This window comes from Terriglobus sp. RCC_193, from assembly GCF_041355105.1.
GTDB lineage: Bacteria > Acidobacteriota > Terriglobia > Terriglobales > Acidobacteriaceae > Terriglobus.
In genome coordinates this window covers 1,142,376-1,167,882 of the sequence record NZ_JBFUPK010000002.1, presented here as the reverse complement: position 1 = coordinate 1,167,882, position 25,507 = coordinate 1,142,376, and the positions used below count along the sequence as shown (strand labels likewise).

The following is a 25,507-nucleotide window of genomic DNA, read 5'->3' as shown; positions in this document are numbered from 1 at the left end:
GCTCATCGGTGGCACACCTCGCAGCTCTGCAGCTCATTCGGTGTGCGGATGCGGTACTTGTCCGCCAGGTACGTTCCCAGCTCGCGCTGCGACGTGAACTTGTGATAGCTCGAAGGCAGGATCGCCATCGGAGGTACATCCGAAACCGTCTCGCCAGCGCCATTCAGAGCATGTGGCTGCAATTTCACACCGCCACTCGTATCCTGGCCGTCCGAAGCGCCCTTCTGCAGGAATGCCAGTTGCGGATTGCCCTGGCCCGGGTCCTTCGTGGTGCAGGAGACAGCCTGCGACGTGGGAGCCAGCTTGCCCGTCTCAGCGCACCAGACCGGCTTATCGGTCGAAGCGCCAGCCCATGCCATGTTGTAGATTTCGCTGGTCGGCCGCAGGTTCTTCACCGGGTCGCGATGGCAGTTCAGGCACCACTCCATCTGCAGCGAGTTCTCCGCATACATGATGGGCATTTCGTCCACGCGACCGTGGCAGCTTGCGCAGCCAATGCCCTTGTTCACGTGAATTTCGTGATTGAAGTACACGTAGTCCGGCAGATCGTGCACGCGGACCCACGGAATGGATGCGCCTGTTGCCCAGCTCTTGCGGACCGGCTCCAGCATCTCCGCATTCGTCCAGATCTCTGCATGGCAGTTCATGCAGGTCTTGGTCGGGGGAATGCCGGCATACATCGACTTCTCCACCGACGTATGACAGTACTGGCACTGGAGACCAACGCCCTGTACGTGGTGGCGGTGCGAAAACGGCACCGGCTGGTCAGCCCGCTGGCCTTGCCGGGTAACCCACGGGGAGCGCTGCAACTGGTTCAGTGCCACGCCCAGTGCGACCACGATCAAGCCCGTCAGCACAAGGGCTGCACGGGCCAGAGCGTTCGAACTGCGGTCAAAAACTTGCGCCATGTGAGTGCTTCCTGCTCTCTCTTATCCGTCCCGAAGGTCAGGCGGGGGACCACCCTTCGGAAAGATTCAAAACCTGCAAAACACCCAGGGAAACCCGCCAAGGATTCGCCCTGTCTAAATTCCGTCTGCGACCTTCAGGCCCAGGCGGAGTCTAAGTGTGATTCCACCTAAAACTATAGCAGCGTAGAAACCGCTTAAAGTGCCCGCCAGCATGTGTCGAAACGACTTTCTTTCATCGACTTCGATAATCGAACCTGATGGTCCAACCACTGGGCACAACATATCGTGTCCCGATGCATTCGTCAGGTACCAAACCACAATATCTACCCTCTCGCACAGGCATCCGGCTTGTAAATTACGTCCAAATTAGTCCGCGTTCTTTTGTTCGATCTTCGCGCAACCACGGAAACCAATATCGCAGACCAGGCATGAAAGCACTGTGACGACGGTCACACAACGCGAAAAACAAGTCGCGATGCATTCTTCCCAGGCTGGGGAACCACTTCGCAAACTCCTCCGTATCATCCACACACAAGGAGTTTCAAACACATGCTCCGCTTCGCTCAACGACTCTTCGCGCTTCTCGCTTTTGTATCCACCCTCTCTGCCGTGGCACAAACACCCATCACAGAAGAGCCGGACTACAAACCGACACTGACGTTCGATGTGGCCACCATCCGCATTTCGCCTCCGCCGGGAGAGGACTTCCGCGTCTCCGTCACCAGCCCGCGCGACTCCAGCCGCTTTGATGCGACCAACCTGCCCGTCCGCACACTGCTCCAGATCGCCTACGGTTACGACGCTCCCTTCGTGAACGCACCCGACTGGATCCGCAACACTTTTTACGACATCCACGCGCGTTCCGACGAAGCCGCCGACGCACGCCTCGCCAAACTTCCCGTGAATGAAGTGCGTCTGGAAAAACGCCATGCTATCCGCCTTCTTCTCGCGGACCGCATGAACCTCAAGCACCACATGGAAACCCGCAGCAGCGCCATCTTTCATCTCGTCGTTGCAAAGAGCGGTGTGAAGATGACACCCATCACGCTGCCGACGCCCGCCGATGCTGACGCCGAAAAGCAGCATGTCCCTCCCGCCGACACCGAGACACACGCCGGGCGTCACGGCCTGGAATTTATCGGCACCAATGCCAACATGCAGGCTGTCACCAGCGTCCTCAGCACCATGATGGAGGCTCCGGTACTGGATAAAACCGGCCTCACTGGCTTTTACAACTACACATTGCAGATTGGCCGCCCCTGGTCCGCGCACGATCCCGACAGCTTCCCGGACATCCTGACCGCCGTGCAGGAACAACTCGGCCTCAAGCTCGAATCTGTCCGCGAACCTGTCCCCAACCTGATCTTCGACAACATCACCAAACCCACCGAAAACTAGCGAAACTCCAACGGTCAAGACCGTCATCCTGAGCGAAACTCTAACGGTCAAGACCGTCATCCGCCACCGAAGTTCCTACGGTCAAAGACCATCCCCAGCAAAGTTCCTACGATCAAAGACCATCCCCAGCGAAGCTCATACGGTCAAAGACCGTCATCCTGAGCGAAACGAAGTGAAGCCGAAGGACCTGCATTCCCCTCAACCCACTACAACGCACAAGGAAACCCAAATAAACCAGCAACCAAAAAACCGGGTGCCCCAGGTTCGCGAAGCTAACCTGGGCCGAGCAGCAAAGCTGCTCCATTCGTGCGAAAGCGCGACCAGCAAAGCTCCTACGGCCCAAGACTATCCCCGAGCGAAGCCCCAACAATCAAAAGACCGTCATTCTGAGCAAAGCGAAGAATCCCGACGAACCCTCATCCCGCCAAGACCGCCACAACCTTCCAGCCACAACCCAAACCAGCTTCGCGAAAGCGAAGCTCCAACGCACGCTTTTCGAGAACAGTACGAAGTACCGCGTCTTCTTTCGGAAGGGCAGGTGCCGTAACAGATGCAACCATAGGGCGGCTAGCCGCTGAGGGAATGCCGGTGGAGGCAGCGCCCGTGCGCCTAAAACTTCACGTCCGTCACCTTGCCGTCTTCAAACACCACCTGCATCCCGCGATAGCTCCACTGCGCCTTCGTGCCAAAGCTGACCTTCTTCTCCGGCGCTCCCATCGCCTTCGTCACATCCGCCTCCGTCATACCGGGCGCAATGGACGCTTCCTGCGTCGCAACCGGCACCTGCGCGGCTGCAGCCGGTGCAGCGGGTGCGGCAGGCTCCTGCCGCAGACGACGTTCCACCAGCTTGGCGTAGTTCTCCTTCGTCCAGTGGTCAATGCTGGAAGCCATGTCACTCGCAGCCAGTCGCCACGAAAGCGCCGATTCCGTATGCAGTGGAATCTCCGAATTGCCCGCCAGCAGCGTCACATGAAGTTCATTCACATTCCGCACACTCGGAACAGTGGTCGCCGTGGTGGAGCGGCCATCCTTACTCTGGTTGGCATAGGTGTTGACCGCAGCCGTCTCTTTTCGCACATTGCGGGAATCAATCCGCGCCACCACATCGGCCTCCGCAGGCGAATCCACCACCACCAGCGTCCGCGACTTGCCCAGCAGCGCCTTACGCAGATCCAGTGAGGAATCCCCCGCCCCATTCGCAGCAAAATCGCCGCTACCCGCCTGCACATACACACGGATCAAAGTCTGCGACCACGAAGCAGGTGCAATCAGTGCAATACAGAACAGCAAGGCAAAAGAAAGCCGACGAAAGCTCATATATCTCGTTCCTTCAAAAGTGATTCCAGGGAATAGGGGAATGCAAACGAAAATGCAGACTTATCCTAATCCACTCAGAGAAACAGGCATCCGGTATCTGCAACCGGGAAACCTGAATTCCTGTCAAGCCCCCGGACCACGCAACTCTAACAAATAACAACAATTAGAGTTGGCATGATATGTCCACCAAACCACTAAAATAGAAACAAGGGGAGCTAAGAGCTAACAGCTAACAGCTTTAGAAAGACGATTTTGCCCATAACCCCAACAGAAAGACGAATTTACAGCACTAAAATCGTAACCCTAATCAAAAGAGGGTTTTAGAAAAACAGGGGGGGAGGGGGGTACCTCCCCGGACAAAACGAAAAAGTTCGCATCTCGGTCAACGCACGATATGCTGAAATCCGGGAAGAACCAGTAGCTCAGCCGGATAGAGCATCTGCCTTCTAAGCAGAGGGTCGCAGGTTCGAGTCCTGCCTGGTTCACCACAGATTCCGACGCAGGATCAAAAGGGGATCGCCGCTGGCGATCCCCTTTCCTTTACTGCGGCTGGTTTGTCGGTGGGGTTGTTGGCGCGCGCGGCGGTCCGGAAGTGGTTGGAGTCGGCGGTTCCGGGCTGGAACTCGGGTTCATCGGATCCGCTACCGGCTTGTCACCGGCTGGCGTATCCGGTACGTCCATGCTGTTGGCGCGCGGTGTGCTGGTGGATGTGGCTGTTCCGCGGTGCTTTCCCGTGTGCTTCGGCTGCGGAGCTGTCGGGGAAGTGCCCGTGCTGGAAGCGGTCGACCCGGCATTGGTCGAACCCGACGTGTTCGAGCCCGAACTCTGGGCATGCATGACAAGCGGTGACATCAGCGCCACCGCCATAAGAGGAAGTACAACTCTGCCAGAGAAGCTCATCGTGGTGTCCTCCTGTGCAGACGTAAGAGGCCGCCTGACCCGCAGAAGATGCCGCCGTGACGCTATTCGGCAACCGTGTAAGGCGCAGTCTCCGAACCGGCTACGATCGGCTTGCCGGTGACATGCCGCAGCACCGCCAGCGCGATGACCACGAACTCCAGCGTGGTGATGCCCGCAGCGCCAAAGTGCTGCCACAGCACCGGCGAGAAGGCCGACGCGATGGAGCCGCCGATGAAGTAGGCCGTCATGTAGATGGTGTTCAGCCGCGCCCGCGCTTCGGGCCGCAGGGCGAAGTTACGCGCCTGGTTGCCAATCTGCATGCCCTGCATGCCCACATCCATCCAGATGACGGCAAAGCCCAGCGACAACAGGTAAGGGATCACATGCAGATGTCCCGCAGCCTGCGCATGAACGGCATAACGCTCCACCAGGTACATGCTCAGGTAAGCCACAGCCATCAACGCCACGCCAATGGACAGCACATACCGCGGCCCCTTACGGTCCGCCATCCGACCCCATACGGTAGCCCCCAGCGCCCCCGCCGTAGCCACCAACCCAAAGCTTCCCGTAACCGCCGCACCCAGTCCGTGCGACTCCATGACGAACGCAAATGTGTTCCAGAAAGCAGAGAATGCACCGAAGCAAAGCGCGCCCATCCAGCAGCTCTCACGGAGCAGCGGCTCTGCGCGCAGCAGCTCCCACAGCGACCGCATGGCCTGCGGATAGGTCAACGTACTCTTCGGCGGCAGTTCCGGCATCATGCGGCCAACCAGCGGCACCAGCGCCGCCGACACCAGCGCGGCCACGGCAAACACCACCCGCCAGCTTGCCACGCGATGCGTCAGGTGCGCCGCAGCCTCGGACAGCCAACCCGCAAAGGTCCGGCCCAGCAGAACACCGCTCAACAGACCGGTCATCACAGCGCCAATGGCCTTGCCGCGCTCCTCAGGAGCCGCAAGATCCGGTGCAATCGGCAACACCAGGTGCGTCACGCACGCCATGAATCCCGACGTGGCACTCAGCAGTAGCAATAGTGGCAGCGATGGCGCACATGCCTGCAGCAGCAGCGCCACGGCAACCATGCCGAACATCCGCTGGATCATCCCGCGCCGCTCGCGGATATCGCCCAGCGGCGTCACGGTGAGCATGCCAATGGCATATCCCACCTGCGTGGCCACGCCCACCTGCCCCGCCGCAGCGGCATCGGCGCCGAACGTGGCCCCCATCTCAGGGAGTAGTGGCTGGCAAAGGTAGATGGTGGAAACACCTACGCCGCAACACAGGCCAAGGAAGCCAAGGTGCGCTTTGGGGTGGGTGGAGGGTGCGTCGTGCTGCATCCCTCCAGTTTACTGGAGTTTTAGGGATCTCTGACGATTTGGCTACTGTAAAGCCCGGCGAATGCTCTGTCCGGAGGCCTCAAGCGCCGCCTCTGCAGCCGCTCGGGAGATGCCACGCTTCTGCATCACAATAGCCACGCGCACACTGCCCGCCTGCTGCAGCAGCTTCGCCGCCTGCTCCTGCGGAATGCTGGTCGCGCCGGAGATGATGCGTTCCGCACGATCCACCAGCTTGATGTTGGTGGTCTGCACGTTGGTCATCAGGTTGCCGTAGACATAGCCCAGCTTGATCATCAGGCCGGTGGAGAGCATGTTCAGTACCAGCTTGGTCGCAGTGCCCGCCTTCATGCGCGTGGACCCTGTCACCACTTCCGCCCCGGTCGCGGGTGAGATGGCAATGTCTGCCGCCTCCTCCACAGGCGATCCCGGTACGCACGACAGGCCAATCGTCAGGCAGCCGTGGTTCCGCGCCGTCTCCATCGCGCCCAGCACATACGGCGTGCGGCCGCTGGCAGCGATACCCACCAGCACATCCAACCCCGGCGACTGGTTGAATCCGTTCAGCATCAGGTCCACACTGCCCTGTTCGCGGCTGTCCTCCGCGCCCTCCTGGCTGACACGCAGCGCAGGCTCACCACCCGCGATGATGCCCACCACCATGTCGCGCGGCACCCCATACGTAGGGGGACACTCGCTGGCATCCAGCACTCCCAGCCGCCCACTGGTACCGGCGCCGATGTAAAAAAGTCGACCACCTTTGGAAACGCGTTCGTAGATAGCGTCCACGGCTTTTGCAATCTGCGGCAGCACTTCATTGACGCGTTGAATCACGGTGGCATCTTCGCGATTCATGATGGCGAGCATCTCTTCGGTCGAGACGATGTCGATGTTTTCCGATGCGGGATTGCGCGATTCGGTAAGTAGGTTACCTAACTTCATCTCTTTGCCTCTGGATCAACGCGGTTGAGGTACTTTCTCTTCGCTGGGGCTGTAGCTTTCCTTCTGCTTCCTGCCAGTGGGATCAAGCTCTTCATCCGCATCGGGCCGCTGATCGCTGTTCTGCACTTTGCGTTTGGGAGCCGCGAACGGCTGCTTGATTCCCTGCTCTGCCGCTGCGCGCACATCCGCCTGCGCTCCCGGCGTATTCATCGCGGCCTTATATTCGGCAACAGCCTTCGAACGATCCGGGTTCTGCTGCGCGTCATACAAACGGCCCAGATACACATGTGACCACGCAACCGTGCGTGCGTCCTTGCCTGTGGTCACAATCTTCTGAAAGCGATCGAATGCTTCCTGCGGTTCGCCACCGAGAAGTTTTAGGCGCGCGATCATGTATAGCGCTTCACTGTCAGACGGATTGGTTGCAAGCTGCTTCTCCGCGATCTCTTCCGCGCCCAGCTTGTCGCCCTTCTGCAACTTCAGTTCCGCCTGATCCATCACGGAGAGTGTGCGTTTCGGAGCACGAGCGCGAGTAACACCTGCACCGGCAACAAGGTTGTTACTATCTGGCGCGAAGAACGGGATCTTCTTCGCTGCATCCACTTCATGCGGCACGTCCATGCCGTAGACCATCTCTGCGATGCTGTCTTTGAGCGTGATGCCATCCTTGTCTTCCTTCATCAACGAGTCATAGAACGAACCTGTCAGCACCCATCCCGACTCCATGTCGAGCACGACCTGCTTGCGGCGCACAGCTTCGGCGCGACGGTCATAGTCAATCAATGCCTGGTTGTAATCGCCAATATCCACGCGGGCTTTTACGGTGCCGGGCTTACGTGGCTTGTCGAAGCCTACATCCATCGTGCGTGCTTCGATGGCCTTCACAAGACATTCGGTGGTGAACGCAACAATGTCGTTCTTGTAATTGAAGTCGATAGGCGCATCCTGAACGACTTTCAGAATGGGCAACAGACGATTCGTAGCCTGGGCACGCGCATAGATGAGCGGGTCCACCTGATAAAGCAGGTAGATGTGCTTCACCTGTTCCATCTGCAACCCACCTGCATGTGATCCGATGGACAAACGTGAACCATACGACGACTTAGTGGCTGTGTTCTCGTCGATGCGTGTCGGCGACGTCACAACGAAATAGTCTGAACCATACACACGCGCATTGACAGCCTGCGGGCTGAGCATGGGTTCCAGCAGAACAAGAAAGCGGCGACCGTCATAGATGCTGACCGGCTGATGCAGGTACGAGTTCGTCTCCAGCAGAAGACGTGTCATGCTGTCATGCACCTGTGCAGCCGCGGCCTCATACTCCGCATGGTGACGCACGAAGATGAAGTGCAAATCTGCCTTCTGCGCAAAGTCCTTCAGCAGAGGCAGCACACCAACAACCTGTCCCGCGTCGGGCGAGAGGTCGCCTTCACTCACCGACAATGTCAGATCCGGTGGAGGCGACAGGAACAACGCCAGCGACACGTATTGCGCCAGGTTCTGCGCCCCACCCTGCGAATGGCTTGCAATATATTTGCAGAGCGCGATCTGGCTTTCGCGGACATCAACAGAACGATCCAGCGCAGCACTTACCTCTGCGCGAATCTCCGCGCGCACCGGCAGCGAACTGTCCAATCCATTGTCATAACCGCAGGAGTTCAGAGCAGCCGCCATGGTGAACATGGTCTCGCTGGTTTCCAGCGAAACAGCGGAACCAGCCTGCTCCACGCCGCGGCGTGGAATCACCGTGGAGGATGGGCGCTCCTCGATCTGCTCACCGGTGGATGAAGACGAGGATGATTGCTGCGCGTGTAGCGGCACCAGCACCAACAGTGCTGCGAGAGAAAGAACGGAACGGGAAAAGAGTCGCACGGATGTTCGACGGACCTCAGCGAAAGGTGTACCAGAGGCTGAGTCTAGGCTGCTGGCGAAGGGTGGTCAAACCTGCGCGATGGTTAACCACGCACCACAACGTCGCCAAAGGTGAGCAGAACGCTGCCACGGACCGGATGGTCAAAGACACGCGCCGGCTGAAAGACACCTGTGAGCATGCGCTGGCGCAAAGCCTCTAATGTTGGGGAATCCAATGCTCCCGACAACACTTGGTAGTCATAGACACGCCCACTGGCATCCACCATCGCTTTTACGATAAGCGGCGCTTCATTCACACTGGCCAGTGGGTTCTCTCCCGCAGGTGAATAGAGATAACGCGGCGCGGAGAAGCCTGCCAGGGGTTCGTCGTTCGCTTCCACAGCCTGCTGCGGAGCGCTTAGCATCAGGGCACCGCCCGTAATCGCCACCAACGCCACCGTTGCCACGCCAGCCTGAACGGCCATGGGGCGCAATGTGTTCTCCAGGAACAACTCCACGCGATCTTTTACACGATGCAACCAGTTGTGCTGCGCGCGCACGCGCTCCTTTGAGAGAGCAACGCGAATGCGCAATGAAAGATCGCGTGGCACCTGTGCCGGGGCAAGCGTGCGCAAGGCGTTGTCCGTCAACGAACGTTCAAAACCAAGTTCCTCCTGCTGAGGCTCATCTTCATGCAGACGTTCCAACAGGTGTTCCAGATCTTTGGCCGAAAAACTCATCGTGCCTCCTTGGATGTCGCAGAGGAGGCTTTCGCTGCTGCCTGCGACATCTTTTTGGGCGCGACTTGTGCAAATTCGGGAAGGCGTGCGCCCAGGCTGCTTCGCAGAGCTGCGCGACCACGCATCAGCCTGCTCTTCACCGTCCCGATATGGATATTCAGAATCTCTGCGATCTCGTCATAGGCCATGCCTTCGATCTCGCGCAGGATCACAACCGTACGAAAGCTTTCCGGCACCTCGCGCAGCGCAGCTTCGACCACCGTCCGAAGCTGGGATTGACGCGCGCTTTCAAACGGCGATTCACGTTGATCCGCAAGCGTATCGCGCAGGGAGAAGTTCAGCTCGCCATCGTCTTCGCTGCTGTCACCGTCAATCGTGACTTCGGCCTTCTTGTGGCGCACCCACCAGCGGCGACTGTTGGACGCCTCGTGCATGGCGATGCGATAGATCCACGTACGCAGACTGCTATCACCGTGGAAGCTGCCAATGGAACGAAAAATCTTGATGAACACGTCCTGCGTGACATCCGCGGCATCTGCCGGATCGGCCAGCGAACGCAACAACAGCGAATACAGCGGGCCGCTGAACTGTGCAATGAGCTGGCGGAAGGCATCCTCAGAGCCCGCCTGCAAAGCAGCCACCAGGGCTACTTCTTCCACAGGCAGTTCCGGACGCGCGGCAGTGTAGCTGCTCGCCTTGGAAAATCCACCGATCGTGCCGGTAACCGGATCCATCACCGCTGCCCCGTTCATCTGTACAACTCCCTTTAAGGTACGGCTCCAGTGCATTTCCTTGCAATGGCCTAAATCCCGGGTGGAGAAAAACGGCTCATCCGCCGGCGGATGAAAGAGTGCTCTCGCTCACTCTGAACGTATAGACACCGGGTGCCGCTGGCTTTGTTCCCGTCCCGTGAGAAAGATTTTCACGACACGCCAGAAAAGTTTCCCTTTCCCAGTAGCAACTCGACATAAGATGGCCGTGTCTATCCGAACACCGCGGCGGTCAAGGCATTGGCCGTCCAGGAGGTTGATAACAAAATGAGGAAATTTACCGGAATCGGACTTACCGCCATTCTGCTGGGGACGACGCTCGCTCCTGCGGTTGTCGCCGCTCAACCAGGTTATGGCCCGCCGCCTCCGGGACCGCGTATGGGGCCTCCACCTCCTCCAAGGGAACGTCGCCCTCCCCCGCCTCGTCCAGGATGGGCCTGGCGAGGTGGCTATTACCGGTGGGGAGGCGGACGGTACGTATGGGTTCCCGGTGGCTATATGGCTCCGCCACGTCCGGGCGTGTACTGGGTTCCAGGCCGCTGGATGAGTACTCCCCGTGGATGGGTTTGGCGTGAAGGCTATTGGCGTTAGAAAGACAAAGAGGCCATCCCAGTCGGATGGCCTCTCACATTGCCGTAAGGTTTACGGAATCATCGAATCACGATATTCTAAGAACCAGTGGGCCTGTGGCGCAGCTGGGAGCGCGCTTCCATGGCATGGAAGAGGTCATCGGTTCGATCCCGATCAGGTCCACCAATAAATCCAATCATTCCTTAGTGTTCCACATCCGGATCATGCTTTTTCTGTCAACCAGATTGTGAATAGTCCCTTGACGTTTCTGGTGCAGACAATCGATAAAATGCATCTTATGCGTGTGTATTCCGGGGTCGTCCTGAATTGTAGCCGCGTGGGTCTATCTGGCGGACTCAAAACGTACTCGGACGAACTCATGAAAGCGCTGATCGAAAGCGGAATCCCCTGTCATGCAGTGCTTCCCGCAGGCTATCCCGTACAGCAAGGCGTCGAGCCGATTTTTACCCCTCCGTCTCTCGCAGGGAACTCAGACCTTTCCCTGCTCCGTCCGATCAAGTGGTTTGTTTATAGCGCATTCGGTTTCCCTATTCCGAAAGAGCAACGAATCCTCAGTACGACACACCAGGTTCTTCCCGGACGCTCGCACCAGATTGTGACTATTCATGATCTGCGACCATACTTCTACCCTGATACGCGAGTACAGAAGTTCTATTTTCACTACATGCTGCCTCGCGCGCTCTCCAAATGCGACGGAATTATTACGGTCTCAGAAACGAGCAAAGCCCTCATCTCGCAGGTCTATAAGATTGCGCCGGAGCGCATAGCTGTTATTCCGAACTGCATTCAGCCACCCACATCGTTTCTTTTTGATGCAGAGGTAGCCGAGTGCCCATATATTCTCGCCGTGGGTGCATCCTGGCGGCACAAAAATATCGAATCATTTCTCAACCAGCGCCGCGTCTGGTCAAACAGCTATCGACTCAAGGTGGTTGCAGGACGAGGGTCCTATCTAACGCATCTTCAGGCCTTGTCATCCTCGCTCGGTATTTCGGACAAGGTGGAGTTTTTATCTGCTGTCAGTCCCCAACAGCTTGAAGCTCTGTATGCAGGATGTTCCGCCCTGATCTACCCATCTCGAATGGAAGGTTTTGGTATCCCTCCGTTAGAGGCGATGGCCAGGATGCGACCGGCAATCGTATCTGATATCCCGGTGTTTCGCGAACTCTATGGATCTCATGCATTGTATGTTGATCCAGATGATCCGGCTTCATGGGAACGAGCAATGAGCGCGTTAGCAACATTGACTCCCACTCAACTGGAAGATGCTAAAGATCACGCACTGGCTTATAACCAGGAGCGAATGGCAATTGCGCTGCGCAAGGCACTGAATCAATTTTGGCCACTTTAATCCCCTACAGGGATGTACTTCGAAAGTATGAAAATGGAAAGGAGAGTACTTCTGACCGAATCATTCGAGCCAGGAAAAATCGGAATCGCTACAGCACTCTTCAACAGCAGTAAGGTGCTCCCTGACTTCTTCAAATCACTTGAGGAGCAGACCTATACGAACTTCATTGTCTATTCAGTGGATAACGCATCCGCGGACGGATCAGCCGCCTTATGCCGCGATCAGGGTTCCCGCTATAAGGTGACAGAAAACTCTCAAAACACCGGGTTTGCACAAGGCACCAACCAGGGTATTCGTCAGGCCATCGAGGATGGCTGCGAATATGTACTGATACTGAATAACGATGTGTTATTCGAACCGGATTTTCTGGCGCTGTTAGTAGAGGGTCTGAACCAACATCATGCAGACATGGTCGCTCCTCTGACGTACTACTTCGATCCACCAAATGTTATATGGGCGGCTGGAGGCAGGCTGCAGCGCCTTTTCGGCTATCGTCCGGTGCACCTTGGGATGAACCAGATCGATACGGGCCAGTTCTCACTTGATATGAAGATTCAGTTTGCGCCGGGTTCCTGTATTCTCGCGCGACGTGAGGTGTTCTCAAACATTGGGCTGCTTGATGAAACGTTCTTCACATACTGGGAAGACACGGATTTCGCGGCACGTGCCCTTAAAAATCATCTCCTGACCTATCTGATTCCGCAGGCGAAGCTATGGCATAAAGTGAGCAGCTTAACTGGAAAGAACTCCCCGTTTCAGCGCTACTACGCAGTGCGTAACCACGCGCTTTACATCCACAAGCACTGTTCGCCCCTTGAAGCTCAAGCGCTTAACGCTCTTTACCTCACCTGGTATCGAATCGCAAAAGCTTTCAACAAAGGGGATGCAGCCCGGATACAGGCATGGAAAGATGGGCTTGAGTTAGCCAGGACCCAATCTTTTAAAAAACCTTAGCCGAAGAGAAACAGGCCTGCTTTTCGCAGGCGCCTGTTCGATCTATTCCTCAATCGCAGCAAACTCTTCCGGCCAGTCGACCAGGGGCGAAAGACCAGTACTTTCCAGATGTGTCGAGAGTGTTGGCATGGGAGACCAAAGCTTGTAGCCGCGCGAAAACAGCAAATTTCTCCAACCCCACAACCAGGTCTTGACCCAGATTTTGAGCCTGATTGTGTCCGCGGCGTGGACACGAGGATTAAACAGGCCTTCTTTTTGAGTAAGTGCAAGCCATAGCGAACAGTCCATATTTCCGCGGCTATAGCTCCGCATCATGTGCTCTGTTGCAATTAAGGTACTCCGCCTTGTCAAAAACGTAAGACAGGTAGACGAAGCCGTTCTCCAGTGCCGTTTCCCAAAAGGCCTGACCTCGTGATGTTCATATCGAGAACTGGTGAAGTAGCTATCTGGATGATCGTAGGGAGTGACAAAATCAACGTCACTGTTTTCCTGAACAAAGTTCACCATCTCAACCAAAGCGTCTGGGAAGTAAAAATAATCGTCTTCTGCAAAATAGACGAGTTCTGCTTCCGTCTGCTGAGTAAGCAAATCGATTTGCATGGAGAACGTTTTCAGGTTTCCGGCAGACGCTACGTCAACGAGCTCCAACTCATCTTGAGTGAAGACTCGCCGAAACAGGTCAGGATACTCTGGCGGACATCCATCCAGGAGCGCCCAAATCTTGAAGTTTAGGCCGCCGAGGGCGCGGCGGAACGACTCCAGTGCAAGTTGCGATAACTGGAATTTATCGGTCGCATGGACAACAGGTATCTTTGAGACCCCAGGATAGAGCCGGTACGCTATAGCAATATCTCTCATTGTCCGACGTGAATCCTCATTCAGACCTGTTGCTCCGTATCAATTCGCTTGCCGCTATTTTAACGCACTGTGCACAGCCGACGAAGTGCGTAAGAACTGCGTCCCCCGCTCGAACGAACTGATGTCAGAGACATGAAACAGCAGCATTTTGCAAACCGTCAACCCGGAACCAGGATGGAAGGAGAGCCTGATACGCTTGATTCATAGAGGCTTTTGGATAGGGCATTTTGAATGCTTAGGGAGCCTGGCAGGTGATTTTGTATCGGCCAGGTTCGTCAATGGACGATGGGTGTAAGCGAACTTGATCAATCGAAGTGAAAAGTTTTTAGTCTTGAAGAATGCCACGGCCAACGTGGTTCGCGGCAGCGCTTCCGCTTTGGTAGCGTTATTTCTTCCGCCGTTCTTGACTCGCTCAATGTCTCCGGATGCCTTCGCCGCCTGGTCATTGATCTTACAGATGAGTGCCTACGTCGGCTATCTGGACTTCGGTATTCAGACTGCGATAGCCCGCTTCATCGCTCACGATACCGAGCGGAAGGAAGCACAGCACCGCGATGGCATTGTAAGTACAGCGCTTGCCTTTCTCATTCTTTCAGGTGCGATTGCATTCTTAGGGCTTGTTGTACTGTGTTTCTTTCTGCCTCAGCTTTTTCATCAGCTTCATGGCTCCCTGCTTCTGCAGGTTCGCGTAGCTCTGCTGTTGGTTGGTGGATCACTTTCAATCGGGTTACCGGCCTCTGTCTTTTCAGGCACCTTTGTTGGGTTACAACGTAACGAGGTACCCGCAGGAATCATTGGCGGCTCCAGGCTTCTCAACGCTGCGCTCCTTATCCTGATCGTGCGTCAGGGAGGAGGAATCATTGCAATGGGAGTCGCAGCAGCGGCTGTGAACCTTGCATCCTATGCGGTCCAATTTGTTGCGTATCAACGTTTGACTGCCAGTCTCGAACCATCGATGTCTCTTGCACGTGAGAGAGCATCTCGGTCATACGCAAAAGAGTTGATCGACTACTGCGGTAGCCTGACTATCTGGGCCATTGGCTTGATCCTTGTCACCGGGCTTGATCTCACAATCGTTGGAGCATATCGATTTGATCAGGTTGGTTATTATGCGATTGCTGCAACGGTAGTCAATTTTCTTGGTGGCCTGTTTGGCGCACTCTTCAGCGCGATGGGATCTCCAGCGGCTGTGTTGCATGCACGCGAAGATAAGCTTGGGTTGGGGCGCATGGTTTCAACCGGTACGCGTCTGGGCATGCTCTTGCTGCTGGCCACAGGGCTACCGTTGATCTTTGGGGCAAGCCGCATTCTCAACCTTTGGGTTGGTTCCGTATATGCTCAGCACACTGCATTGCTTGTTCAGTTGCTCGTTACCGCACACATTATCCGCCTTAGCGTAAGCCCATATACCATCGCAATGATCGGCACTGGAGAGCAAAGGCGTATTATCCTGGTGCCGCTGCTCGAAGGGGCTGCCAATCTTATTGCCAGTCTTATCGCTGGTTATTATTGGGGCGCGGCAGGAGTCGCATTTGGCACGCTCATTGGAGCTTTGGTGAGTCTCGCTGGCCACTTTTTCTACAACATGCGACGGAGCATTACCGTGCAACTCGGAATCGGCGAGTATCTGCGCGAAGCTTATCTTCGCCCTATTCTCTGCGCGACACCGGTTCTGATTCTTGGGTTCTCCTGGAATGCGTTCGAAAGAGCGCTGACCTTTTGGCCATTGTTCTTTATCGTTTTGCTCGGATCGATTCTTACACTGATTTTGGTTTGGTATGTCGGATTAACTTCGATCGAGCGAGGCCGCTTCATAGCCATGCTAACTCGACGTACGAGCAGCAATTAACCCGAAAGAGCACGGGGAGGCCCAAATCAATCGCAAACAGGACGTGGCCTTTTCTCCCGCAGATACATCGTCGCTCCATCTGCGATTAAAAGATAAAGCCCTGCTTACGGCAGGACTTCTCGTCGCGGCGATGCAATGCTGGTCATCGGTTTCCGCGGAAGGACAATCTTGTATCTTCCCATCGCTTTCAGAAGGCACATGCCAAGAAACTGGACAAGAAATAACTTGAATCCATTCGCAAAAGGCACCTTAACAAACATCAGGCCAATCGTAGGCATCCATGCAAAATAGAGGATACGGTACATATTTTTATGCTGATCCACCCAGATGAGGGAGAAGGCAAAAAGAAGAGTAACAATGGGTGGGCCCACGTAGGAAAAGGCCGCGACAGCCTCCGAAACATAATAAAACCCGCCCATGGGAGCAAAGCGATCGCTCAGAATAGGCGCTAACCCGGCGGTCCACCGATCAAAAAAAAGCAGCCCTTCGCGCCCAATTGCCCTGGGTACAAGCCAAAAAATAGGATCCAGAAGGTAATTTGCACCTAACGTGTAATGGGGGTTAGGTAGCTGCTCCATTCCTTGAATCGACTGGAGGCTTGAATAGTCACCCATCGTGCCTTCCACTGTTACAGGCACGACGACTCCCTGCAATAAGCTACTATTTTCAAAAACCAGGGCTCTCGTGAGCATCGAGAGCAAGAACCCACCAAGCGCCAGTATGTAGATCGCCTTAAGTTTTCTCGGGTTGGATATCTTATCGATAAGGATGAACAGTGTTACTAGGAACACTGGGACAAATGTAGCCCGGGCACCGTCAATGATGAGCACTAGGACATGTTCAGACAAAAGTATCCAGGCGCCTTTATCCAGGCCAAATCGGTAGAGATAATACAGGTAGACCGATACGAAGAAAAACTTGAAATAGGCGGTCACCGTAAACATACCGCCTAAGGATTCAATTGCCTCTCCCGTTTCAATACCGGCGTGTGTTAGCTGATGCCAACCATACTGATGACAAAGTAAACACAATACAAGAAAAAGTGGAAAGGCACACAGTAGATAGTTCTTCCGTGCATTGGGCGAGATTGTTCTAGGCGGCTCGCTGAAGGGGACAGGGCGATAGAAGAACAGATAAACAAGACCAAAACACATGTTGGCGATTGCTGACAGCACAAGCTGTATGTCGATGAACCGCGTTTCAGACAAAAGCGAAAGCAGTGTTGAAGTAACGCCGCTGGATGCGACAACCCAGGGCATCAGGTTGTACAGGACCTGAAACACAATGAAAATTCCGTACGGGGACAATACGCGAATTTTCTTGCGTCGCGCAACAAACATGGTGAAGACGATGGAAATTGCAAATAGATAAATCGCCATAAGACACCTATGCCTGCAGAAAGCGTTTCGTCCCTAAGACCATCACAATCTGGCCCATAGCACTGGATTTGAAACTCAAGATTTCTGTACGTACTCGCGTCCCAGCACGAAAAGGCAACCGCTCAGAAGCCCCACAAAGAGGCCCCCCATCATAAACAAGGCTCGGGGCGGCCAGGATTTCACATCAGGATAAGACGCAGAGTCCAAGACTTGAAGCATCGGTGCGTCGCGTGCTTCATCCATATGTGCCATCTCATCCTGCTTACCAATCAGTTCGAACAGTGCCTCGTGATATTTCACTTCTCGCGCGCGGCGAACATACATCAGTTGCAATTCAGGGGTCTTTGACACAGGGATAGCGCCGGAATCACCGCCTTTACTACCATGCTGAAGATTTGCGAGTTGACGTTCCAACTCGGAAATCATGCTGCTCAATCGCACCACTGCAGGATTCTGGTCTGTGGATGACTGGCGCATGCTGGCAAGCTCAATTCGACGGGCAGAGATTTCGGCTCGAATCTTTTCGATGGTTTGAATTTGTAGCGCAGTTTGCCCCGTGGGAGCGATAAGACCGGATTCCTCTTCGATCTTCTTTAGCTCGACTTCCGCATCTTCCAATGCGTTCTTCTCTTGAGCAAGCTGTTGATCAAAGAAAAGGCGTCGCTGAGACGACTCGGTAAGTGCAAGGCGACCGTTTGCATCTCGTAATGCATCCAGGTACGCATTTGCCAGGTCTCTCGCCCGCTCCGGGCTCCGATCCTGCACAGTAAGCGCAATGATTGTGTCTTTTGGGCCAACAGTAATTGTTGTATTAGAAGCCAAACGTTTCACCGCATCACTGTCATGCTTTACCCGATACACCTTCTTGAGGTCAAAGCGGGTGATCAGTTTGTCGGCGATGGAGCGGCTGCGAAGAATGCCGGCATAAAGATCGCCAGGTCCCTTCGACCCGCTTAACATTCCCGCAGCACCTCCTGCGGAAGAGACTTGACTCGCCAATGCGGCCATAGCCGAGCTTGCACTACTTGTGGGAGGAACAAACGAGGCAACGGAAGAGTACTCGGTCGGCATTAGAAATGCAGCGACTGTTGTTGCAAGGAAGATCACTCCAGCAATGCCTGAGATAGTCTTCCTGCTCCGCTTTAGAGTCGCCAGCATGGCCGAAAAATCTACAGGAGCCGGTGAAGCAGCCGCAGGTTGAATTGGGTCCTCACCACTGGTTGAGCTCTTCTCCAGTTTTTCATTGAGTGTAGCTTGAGCCATCATGAATTATCTGCCTGCACTTCCGTCTGACGAACGGATCTGACTGTTTCGAATCGCTTTTACTGACAAATCACCCATGTAACAGGATCGAAGCGATTGTCGATGGATTTTCGATCGTCTGGTCGTTGCCCTGGAGTGTCCAATAAACGAGATACCACGCTTGGTCGACAAGTCGGCTCTTATGAAAGCGCTCGACCGGCATCGTTGAATCCGGCATGAGGTTGCGTTATAGACCGAGCAACAGGCGACGTTACGTGGTTCATAAAATTTGATTGTACCGGCTCCAAGCCAGTGCGCAAGGACCTGACAGGGTACCTTTGCCGGGAGTAATTGCTGTACTATGTGGCGCTGGGATATCCTTTAATATATGGGCTACTGCGAACATGGTTCAGGAGATTGGCGCAATCGACTCTCTCATCTGGACAGGCCAGGAAACCTCTCCGGCTCGTCGAAGTCAGATATCTCGCACGATCGGTGCAAAATGCGCCCGCATCTCTGATGGTATCTGAACCAGTGTCCGTTACACGATCTGCAAGCGGCTGTCCTGGCGGTGTACTGTACTTCAGACGTGTGATGGCAGAACCGACGACACGGCCGAAATTCAAGGAATCTCGGAAGAGAATATAAATAATGTCTATGAAGCGCCCCGCAGTCCTTGTTGCAGTTTTTTCTACCATTTTTGCTTTTTCGGTGCCAACCATCGCAGCCGCTGCGGGATTCAACGCGCAACTCGGCGGCGGCCTGTTTTCCGGAGCGTCACCGCAGACATCTGACCAATCCCAGAGTGGCTCCGCAGCACAGCAGAATACTCAGAACGGCTCGCAGACAAACACTCCCATGGACGGCTCATCTGGCTCAGATCAGACCCAGACGATGAGAGCTCCAGACCTCACCCCTACTCAACAGTCGACCACTCAGAATCAACAGAACCAGGATCAGCTGACCGAGCGAAATGGTCGCATCGTGAACCGCAATCAGCCTGAGCCCCCTGTTCAGTTGAGCGAATTTCAGCGTCTCGTCGCTGCATCCGTTGGCAAGGTCCTGCCCATCTACGGCGCCAATCTCTTCGTCAACACCCCCACAACGTTCGCGCCCGTCAACCGGATTCCGGTCACCCCAGACTATGTCATCGGCCCCGGGGACGAATTGCTCATTCGCATGTGGGGGCAGGTAACCCTCGACGGACACTTTACCGTTGATCGTTCTGGCGCCATCTACATCCCGCAGATTGGTACCGTGCACGTCTCCGGTGTGCCGTTTGCGAACCTCACAGACTTCCTGCGCTCGCAGGTGAGCCGCGTCTTTCACAACTTTGACCTCAATGTGAATATGGGCCAACTGCGTTCAATCCAGATTTTCGTGGTCGGCGAAGCAAAGCAGCCCGGCAGTTACACCGTAAGTTCCTTAAGCACGCTCGTAAACGCAATCTTCGCCAGTGGAGGTCCCACCACAGCTGGCAGCATGAGAAACATTCAGCTGAAGCGTGGGAAAGAGACAATAACAACTCTCGATCTGTACGACTTGCTCATCAAGGGAGACAAGTCCAAGGATGTGCCTCTTATCTCCGGTGACGTCGTCTATATTCCGCCCGTCGGCCCCATGGTGGCTCTCGCTGGAACCGTGAACCAGCCAGCGCTCTACGAACTCAATCATGAGAGCACCGTCAAGGATGTCCTCGCTCTTGGAGGTGGTCTTGCCACGCTGGCGCGGGACAAGAATATCCGCCTGGAGCGTATCCGCCGCAGCGACGACACTCGTTCCGTTCAAGACGTCTCTCTCGATGCAACTGGCATGTCGACCACACTTGCCGATGGTGACATTCTCGAAATAGCTCCAATCGTAGACCGTTTCAAAGATGCCGTTACCCTGCGAGGCAATGTCGCTGATCCTCGACGCTTCACCTGGTTTCCTGGAATGCGCGTCCGCGATCTCATTCCCGATAAGGAAGCGTTGCTGACACGTGATTACTGGGCACAGCGTAACAAGCTCGGTCTCCCCATTCTCGAGTCCAACCCGGATGTTCGCCGATATGCTCCCGACGCCCCCGCCACGCAAGTCAACGGGGTAGGAATCTCGCCTCCGCGCGCGGCTTTGGCCATCGCATCGCCAAATGCCCGTGACAGCGACCTCAACGTTTACGGCGACAACTTATCCGACCCGCTCAATGGACAGGGATCGACACAGGCAACGGCTCGTCAGCGAGAGCTGAACCCCGACAACCCGAATTTCGCTCAGTCGTCAAACACGGCTGCCACTGGCCGCACCGACAGCAATGCGCAGAACGCCGCCCGAACCCAACGCGGGACATCGTCGTCCCCTGCAAATATTTCGTCCCAAAGCTCCGATGCGCCTCTGAATAGCGCATCCGGTACATCGTTCAGCTCGGCAGTCACCGGCACGGCACAGCGTTTTCCTGTCAAGAACTCGGTAGTCCTGGCAGCGCCTGAGATCGACTGGGCCTACGCAGTCATCCAGCGTCTGGACAAGACCGACCTCACCACGAAGCTGCTGTCGTTCAACCTTGGCCGTGCAGTCATCGACGGCGAAGCTTCGCAGAACCTCGAACTTCAGCCCGGTGATATCGTCACCGTCTTCTCCAAGGCCGACATTCGAGTTCCGCAATCGCAGCAGACTAAATTCGTCCGCCTCCAGGGAGAGTTCCTCGCATCTGGCATCTACAGTGTCACTCCCGGTGAAACCTTGCGGCAACTCGTCGCGCGCTCAGGTGGCCTTACAAAAGACGCTTACCTGTACGGTTCCCAGTTCACACGCGAATCCACCAAGGCCGTGCAACAACGGCGCCTCGCAGAATATGCGGACGATCTCGATCGTCGCGTCAAGCTCGCCGAGGCCAACTCCGCCAACACCACACTGAGTCCCCAGGATCAATTGGCAGACATCACTGCTCTGCAGGGTGCCCGCACGGTCGCCGCAAGTCTCCACCAACTAAGCGCCAGCGGGCGAATCGTCCTCAATATCCGCCCTGAAAGCTCATCGATCGATGACATCCCAGAACTTCCGTTGGAAGACGGCGACACGTTCACCATTCCCCAGCGGCCACAAAGCGTTGACGTCTATGGGTCGGTCTACACACAGAGTTCGTTCATATTCGATGGGCATAAGCGTGCCAGAGACTATATCCGCCAAGCGGGGGGTAGTACCCGCACCGGCGACGTAAGCCGCAGCTACATCCTGCACGCCGACGGTTCCATTGTTAGCCGTCAATTCTCCACTGCCCTCTTCACCGGCGGCTTTGATTCGACACACATCTTTCCGGGTGACGCGATCGTGGTCCCAGAGCGTGTGGACAAGCGTCCGCTGCTCCGCAACCTTGTGGACATAGCTACAATCGTCGGACAATTCGGCCTGGGTATCGCGGCAATCAACGTGTTGAAGTAAACGAAAAGGGTTGAACAGGAATCGCGAAGAACGGATTCCTGTTCAACCCTTTGTAGCGTGTAGCCATTCCTGTTAATGAGGAAAGTGCAGCTTAGGATTCCAGGTAATGGATAGCCATCCGCTCTCATTGTGCTGGGACCCAGGAGCCTGAGAGGGAATGAAATGGCGTTCGTACTGGGCGAAGACCTGCGCAGACCATTCTCGATTAATGGCATAGGATGCATTCAAAAATGCATCGCTCGTGGTTCCGCCACCAGGTAGAAACAAACTGCTGATAACCCTCTGGCGATATCCCAGCTCAACCTTGGTTCGGGCGGAAAACCAATATCCGGTACGGCCTTCGTAGGCTCTCCCATCCCGCCCCACAGCATTCCCAAGCAGAAACCCTTTGTTTGTATTCCCGTCACGATATTGGTTGTTCAAGAAGAACCGGGTACCCCCTTCATCTTGGCTCATCTCTTCTGAACTGGCGACTTCGAAACGAAAATCCATGTGAGGCAGGTAAGGCAGTCGGGCAATGTAGATACCCGGCGCCCATGCAACGCGCCGCGGAGCGGCAATGGGATTCAGTTCATCATCGGCATAGGCATCCGCATAAATCGTCACTAGGCGGCGCAGGCCAGGAACGCGATACCGAATATCAAAGCCCGATTTGCGATCTCCCGGATCTGTCCGGTCACCGTATGTGAACGTGGCACCCGTTGAACTCGAGCTGAAAAAATTCCTCCCGAGCGAGCCTAAGGTCATCGGATGGCCTACACCCCAAAGAATGGACCACCGAGTAAAGCTGACCTCCAGATTACTTCCCAGTGTCATATCGAACTTTTGCCCGTTGTAATAGGGCCGTGCCGGGTACTTGTGTCCCGAGAGCTTTCCAAAAACCACGTCAAATCGATAGGTTCCTAGCCACGGCACAAGAGGAAATGGGTGTGGCCGGGTCGCAACAAAACGCAGGTTGTACGTTGGCTCCGCGTTGCTTGAGAACGCCCATGGTCCCATCGTCGTGGGTCCCCAGTACAACGCCTGCTTTCCAAACGACAGCGCATTCCCGCCAAACGCTACACCCGCATACAGTTCAAGCGGGCGTTGGCGCGTATATGCAGGCATCGCAGGCGTCACCGGGAACGGAGCTGGAATAACAGGGCTTCCGAACGGAATGTTATCGATCGTATTAAACAGTTGCGCCTGGGACGCGGTAAGCGCGGGGATAGTCGGAGTCTGCTGCATCTCCTGCCTGTCATAGAAGAAGAAACGGCGGTGAGTCGCACGTATGGAGTAGCCTGCAATTCCGCTGCTTCCTCGCCCCAGTGGACGCCCATAATCGTTCCACCACGTCTGACCGAAGTGGAATCCATCTGTGAGAGCCGGGCCGGCAATCGTGCCGTAACGAACATAGGCGGATTCAAGAACAATCCCGCTTCTGTCGGGAGCCCGGTCAAACTCCTTCTCCAGATCAGACATGATTCGTCTCGCCTCAGTGTTAATGCTCTCCTTCACCCCGTAGGTGTCCAGGCTTTCTTCAGCCTCGCGGATCTGACGCATACACTCAATCCGGGTCCATGGCCGAATGGAACTGTTTTGTGACGGGATGAATCCCATGGCTCCAAGGCGCTCCAAAGCCGGGTAAACCCAGCTATCCATGGGTACATTGGTTGAGCCAAAACGGTCTGTCGTAGTGAAATCAGAACTCTGTGAGGGGCCCCGCCAGTTATCTACTGCCTGCGGCGGAGCCGAAACTCGTGGGGGCAAGGCGTTTTGAAAGACATACGGGCGCCCCGCATAAGGCCGCGACGCAGCGGGAGGCATGAAGGACAACGCGACATTGGGCTGAAAAACAGTCGATGTTCCAGCGGCGGATGTGGCGCTGGCAGGTAAATTCGGAATCGGTGAGGCCACCTGTGCAAAGAGAGGTGAATGAACCGCAAAAGGAAGAGCAGCTATAGAACAAAACGAAAGGAACGATTGCCAGCGAGTCACTGATTCTCCGAGCACCATATTTTAAGTCTAAAGGCCCGTTCTTCTTAAGGATATGTCCACGATGGATTCCTCATGAGACAAGCCATCGTGGCGTTCGTCCGTCGTCACATTACGTCATTCTCTACCTGCACCCCACTGGATCGATCGAGCACGTTTGACCTCTTTAGAGGCCTGCCGGAGAGCGGATCACGCCCTAAATGCAGATATTCCAACCTGATACCGACAATCTGGACATCTGTTGCTCAGAGCACCGCTTGACCAATTTGGCACCCAAAGTGAGCCGCCCCGTGTAATGAGCGTCTAAAAACAGTGCATCAAAAAGGGGCAAGTTGAGAATGGTCACGCCGCCGCGAAAAGTCATCACCCTGCCGTCTTTCGTCTGTCAATCTTGGTTCCGCACAAAGCTGAATAACGTTCGCGGAATGTTATTGATTAGAATTAGCTTGGCGTGCCTGAGTGAAATCTCACGGCCGAGTTGAAGACAAACCTCTGGATTGAATTTCAATCAGGGAAGAAAGATACTAAGCAGCACCTTTACTTTTGCCGACCGTTCAACAAGCATCAAGCTTTGGTGTGAGAAATGGGGGCTTTAGTGAAAGGGCTACCAATAGTGGAGACGGCAATAGTGGCATCGCACACATCATCGTTCTGGAAGTCGCTCGATGCTCTTGCACAGGAAGACCGTGAAACGGCTCTCACTCCATCACAGATCAAGAAATCTCAACGAACAGAAGCAATTGCGGTTGCAGACGATGTCCCCTCCAAGCCGCATCGCTTCCAACTGGAAGACGTCGCGGTCATCATTCCCACATACAACGCCGGCTCCGAGTTTGCTCTACTAAGAGATTCTCTAATGGCATCCGGTCTGGCCCCAGACCAGATCCTGGTTCTGGACTCTCAATCCAAAGATCGGACTCGTGAGACAGCAACCGCAGCTGGCTTCCAGGTGGAAAGCATTCTGGCGCGAGACTTCCGCCATGGAAAGAGCAGGCAGTTCGCCGCCAGCTTCGTTCCGCAGGCAAAAATTCTGGTGTTTATGACCCAGGACGCTATGTTGGCAGATGCCCACTCGGTGAGCAACCTGATCAGCGCGTTTGATGATGCAGCCGTGGGAGCGGCCTTCGGGAGACAGCTTCCCCGACCGGAAGCGGGAGCAATCGAGCGCCACGGTCGGCTGTTCAACTATCCAGAGACAAGCTATGTCCGGGTCTACGAAGATCGCGAGCGGGTAGGCTTTCGCGTAGCGTTTTTCTCAAATAGCTTCGCTGCGTACCGGCGCGATGCCTTTGATTCTGTCGGCGGCTTCAATCCCGAAGTCATCATTGGAGAAGACGCGACCATGGCAGCGCAACTGCTGTCGAGCGGCTGGAAAACGGTCTACCGCAGTGATGCCAAAGTCGTTCATTCTCACGACTTCAACTTCTCCCAGGTACTGTCTCGCTACTTTGACACAGGCGTTTACCACGCCCGCACTCCATGGCTCATTGAAACCTTTGGTGGAGCAGGTGGTGAAGGCCGCAAGTTTGTCATCTCGGAGTTCAATTACCTGCGCGAACACGACCCTTTGGCTATACCCCGGGCAGCAACGCTCACCTTTGCGAAATTTCTTGGGTATAAGCTTGGTCGAATGGAAGCCCGACTGCCTCTCTCCCTTAAGCTAAGGCTGACTGGCCAGCGGTCCTATTGGAACCACTCTTAAGGTTGGCGCGGGCGTTCATTGCATCAC

The 25,507-nt window shown here is 55.4% G+C and carries 19 protein-coding genes and 2 tRNA genes; 9 read left to right on the top strand and 12 right to left on the bottom strand.

The features are described 5' to 3' along the window. Positions 1–2: 2 nt before the first annotated feature. Positions 3–908, bottom strand: coding sequence for a cytochrome c3 family protein (locus AB6729_RS13600; RefSeq protein WP_371082162.1), 906 nt, complete (start codon positions 906–908; stop codon positions 3–5). 549 nt (positions 909–1,457) lie between these two features. Between AB6729_RS13600 and AB6729_RS13595 the strand changes: the two genes are divergently transcribed. Beyond that, the gene (locus AB6729_RS13595) at positions 1,458–2,306 is read left to right on the top strand and encodes a TIGR03435 family protein (protein WP_371082161.1); all 849 of its coding nucleotides are present in this window, start codon (positions 1,458–1,460) and stop codon (positions 2,304–2,306) included. Positions 2,307–2,915: 609 nt separating this feature from the next. Here the strand turns inward: AB6729_RS13595 and AB6729_RS13590 are convergent. After that, positions 2,916–3,623, bottom strand: coding sequence for a hypothetical protein (locus AB6729_RS13590; RefSeq protein WP_371082160.1), 708 nt, complete (start codon positions 3,621–3,623; stop codon positions 2,916–2,918). Between the two features lie 411 nt (positions 3,624–4,034). On the opposite strand from AB6729_RS13590, the gene AB6729_RS13585 reads away from it, so the two are divergent. Further along, positions 4,035–4,111: transfer RNA gene (locus AB6729_RS13585), tRNA-Arg, on the top strand. Between the two features lie 52 nt (positions 4,112–4,163). Here the strand turns inward: AB6729_RS13585 and AB6729_RS13580 are convergent. The 6 genes from AB6729_RS13580 to AB6729_RS13555 all read right to left on the bottom strand — a co-directional run bounded on the left by AB6729_RS13580 (position 4,164) and on the right by AB6729_RS13555 (position 10,142). Continuing rightward, complete coding sequence (locus AB6729_RS13580; RefSeq protein ID WP_371082159.1) at positions 4,164–4,523, bottom strand: hypothetical protein; 360 nt, start codon at positions 4,521–4,523, stop codon at positions 4,164–4,166. Between the two features lie 62 nt (positions 4,524–4,585). Continuing rightward, positions 4,586–5,860 carry an MFS transporter gene (locus AB6729_RS13575; RefSeq protein ID WP_371082158.1) on the bottom strand — a complete coding sequence of 425 codons (1,275 nt, stop codon included), beginning with the start codon at positions 5,858–5,860 and terminating at the stop codon, positions 4,586–4,588. Between the two features lie 42 nt (positions 5,861–5,902). Continuing rightward, positions 5,903–6,799 carry an N-acetylmuramic acid 6-phosphate etherase gene (gene murQ / locus AB6729_RS13570; protein WP_371082157.1) on the bottom strand — a complete coding sequence of 299 codons (897 nt, stop codon included), beginning with the start codon at positions 6,797–6,799 and terminating at the stop codon, positions 5,903–5,905. A 15-nt stretch (positions 6,800–6,814) separates the two neighbouring features. Beyond that, positions 6,815–8,671: a tetratricopeptide repeat protein gene (locus AB6729_RS13565; RefSeq protein ID WP_371082156.1), complete on the bottom strand. Its 1,857-nt coding sequence runs from the start codon at positions 8,669–8,671 to the stop codon at positions 6,815–6,817. Positions 8,672–8,754: 83 nt separating this feature from the next. Then, positions 8,755–9,390 carry an energy transducer TonB gene (locus AB6729_RS13560; protein WP_371082155.1) on the bottom strand — a complete coding sequence of 212 codons (636 nt, stop codon included), beginning with the start codon at positions 9,388–9,390 and terminating at the stop codon, positions 8,755–8,757. After that, the gene (locus AB6729_RS13555; RefSeq protein WP_371082154.1) at positions 9,387–10,142 is read right to left on the bottom strand and encodes a sigma-70 family RNA polymerase sigma factor; all 756 of its coding nucleotides are present in this window, start codon (positions 10,140–10,142) and stop codon (positions 9,387–9,389) included. Before AB6729_RS13555 ends, AB6729_RS13560 begins: the two co-directional genes overlap by 4 nt. 285 nt (positions 10,143–10,427) lie before the next feature. Here AB6729_RS13555 and AB6729_RS13550 point away from each other — a divergent pair, with 285 nt between their 5' ends. The 4 genes from AB6729_RS13550 (at position 10,428) to AB6729_RS13535 (ending at position 13,056) form a co-directional block, all read left to right on the top strand. After that, the gene (locus tag AB6729_RS13550) at positions 10,428–10,751 is read left to right on the top strand and encodes a hypothetical protein (RefSeq protein WP_371082153.1); all 324 of its coding nucleotides are present in this window, start codon (positions 10,428–10,430) and stop codon (positions 10,749–10,751) included. An 89-nt stretch (positions 10,752–10,840) separates the two neighbouring features. Next, a tRNA-Ala gene (locus AB6729_RS13545) sits at positions 10,841–10,916 on the top strand. A gap of 103 nt (positions 10,917–11,019) precedes the next feature. Beyond that, complete coding sequence (locus tag AB6729_RS13540; RefSeq protein ID WP_371082624.1) at positions 11,020–12,102, top strand: glycosyltransferase family 4 protein; 1,083 nt, start codon at positions 11,020–11,022, stop codon at positions 12,100–12,102. 27 nt (positions 12,103–12,129) lie between these two features. Beyond that, positions 12,130–13,056 (top strand): glycosyltransferase family 2 protein, encoded by a 927-nt coding sequence (locus AB6729_RS13535; RefSeq protein ID WP_371082152.1) that lies wholly within the window; start codon positions 12,130–12,132, stop codon positions 13,054–13,056. 42 nt (positions 13,057–13,098) lie between these two features. Here the strand turns inward: AB6729_RS13535 and AB6729_RS13530 are convergent, their stop codons facing one another. After that, the gene (locus tag AB6729_RS13530) at positions 13,099–13,914 is read right to left on the bottom strand and encodes a hypothetical protein (RefSeq protein WP_371082151.1); all 816 of its coding nucleotides are present in this window, start codon (positions 13,912–13,914) and stop codon (positions 13,099–13,101) included. Between the two features lie 331 nt (positions 13,915–14,245). Here AB6729_RS13530 and AB6729_RS13525 point away from each other — a divergent pair, with 331 nt between their 5' ends. Beyond that, complete coding sequence (locus AB6729_RS13525; RefSeq protein ID WP_371082150.1) at positions 14,246–15,763, top strand: hypothetical protein; 1,518 nt, start codon at positions 14,246–14,248, stop codon at positions 15,761–15,763. 104 nt (positions 15,764–15,867) lie between these two features. Here the strand turns inward: AB6729_RS13525 and AB6729_RS13520 are convergent, their stop codons facing one another. Next, positions 15,868–17,142, bottom strand: a complete 1,275-nt coding sequence (locus AB6729_RS13520; protein WP_371082149.1) for a hypothetical protein — start codon at positions 17,140–17,142, stop codon at positions 15,868–15,870. 75 nt (positions 17,143–17,217) lie between these two features. Then, positions 17,218–18,408: a GumC family protein gene (locus AB6729_RS13515; protein ID WP_371082148.1), complete on the bottom strand. Its 1,191-nt coding sequence runs from the start codon at positions 18,406–18,408 to the stop codon at positions 17,218–17,220. A 627-nt stretch (positions 18,409–19,035) separates the two neighbouring features. Between AB6729_RS13515 and AB6729_RS13510 the strand changes: the two genes are divergently transcribed. After that, positions 19,036–21,804, top strand: coding sequence for an SLBB domain-containing protein (locus tag AB6729_RS13510; RefSeq protein WP_371082147.1), 2,769 nt, complete (start codon positions 19,036–19,038; stop codon positions 21,802–21,804). Between the two features lie 72 nt (positions 21,805–21,876). On the opposite strand, the gene AB6729_RS13505 is transcribed toward AB6729_RS13510, so the two are convergent. Continuing rightward, complete coding sequence (locus AB6729_RS13505; RefSeq protein ID WP_371082146.1) at positions 21,877–23,346, bottom strand: capsule assembly Wzi family protein; 1,470 nt, start codon at positions 23,344–23,346, stop codon at positions 21,877–21,879. Between the two features lie 1,015 nt (positions 23,347–24,361). Between AB6729_RS13505 and AB6729_RS13500 the strand changes: the two genes are divergently transcribed. Beyond that, on the top strand, positions 24,362–25,480 hold the full coding sequence (locus AB6729_RS13500) for a glycosyltransferase family 2 protein (protein WP_371082145.1): 1,119 nt from the start codon (positions 24,362–24,364) through the stop codon (positions 25,478–25,480). Positions 25,481–25,507 lie beyond the last annotated feature (27 nt).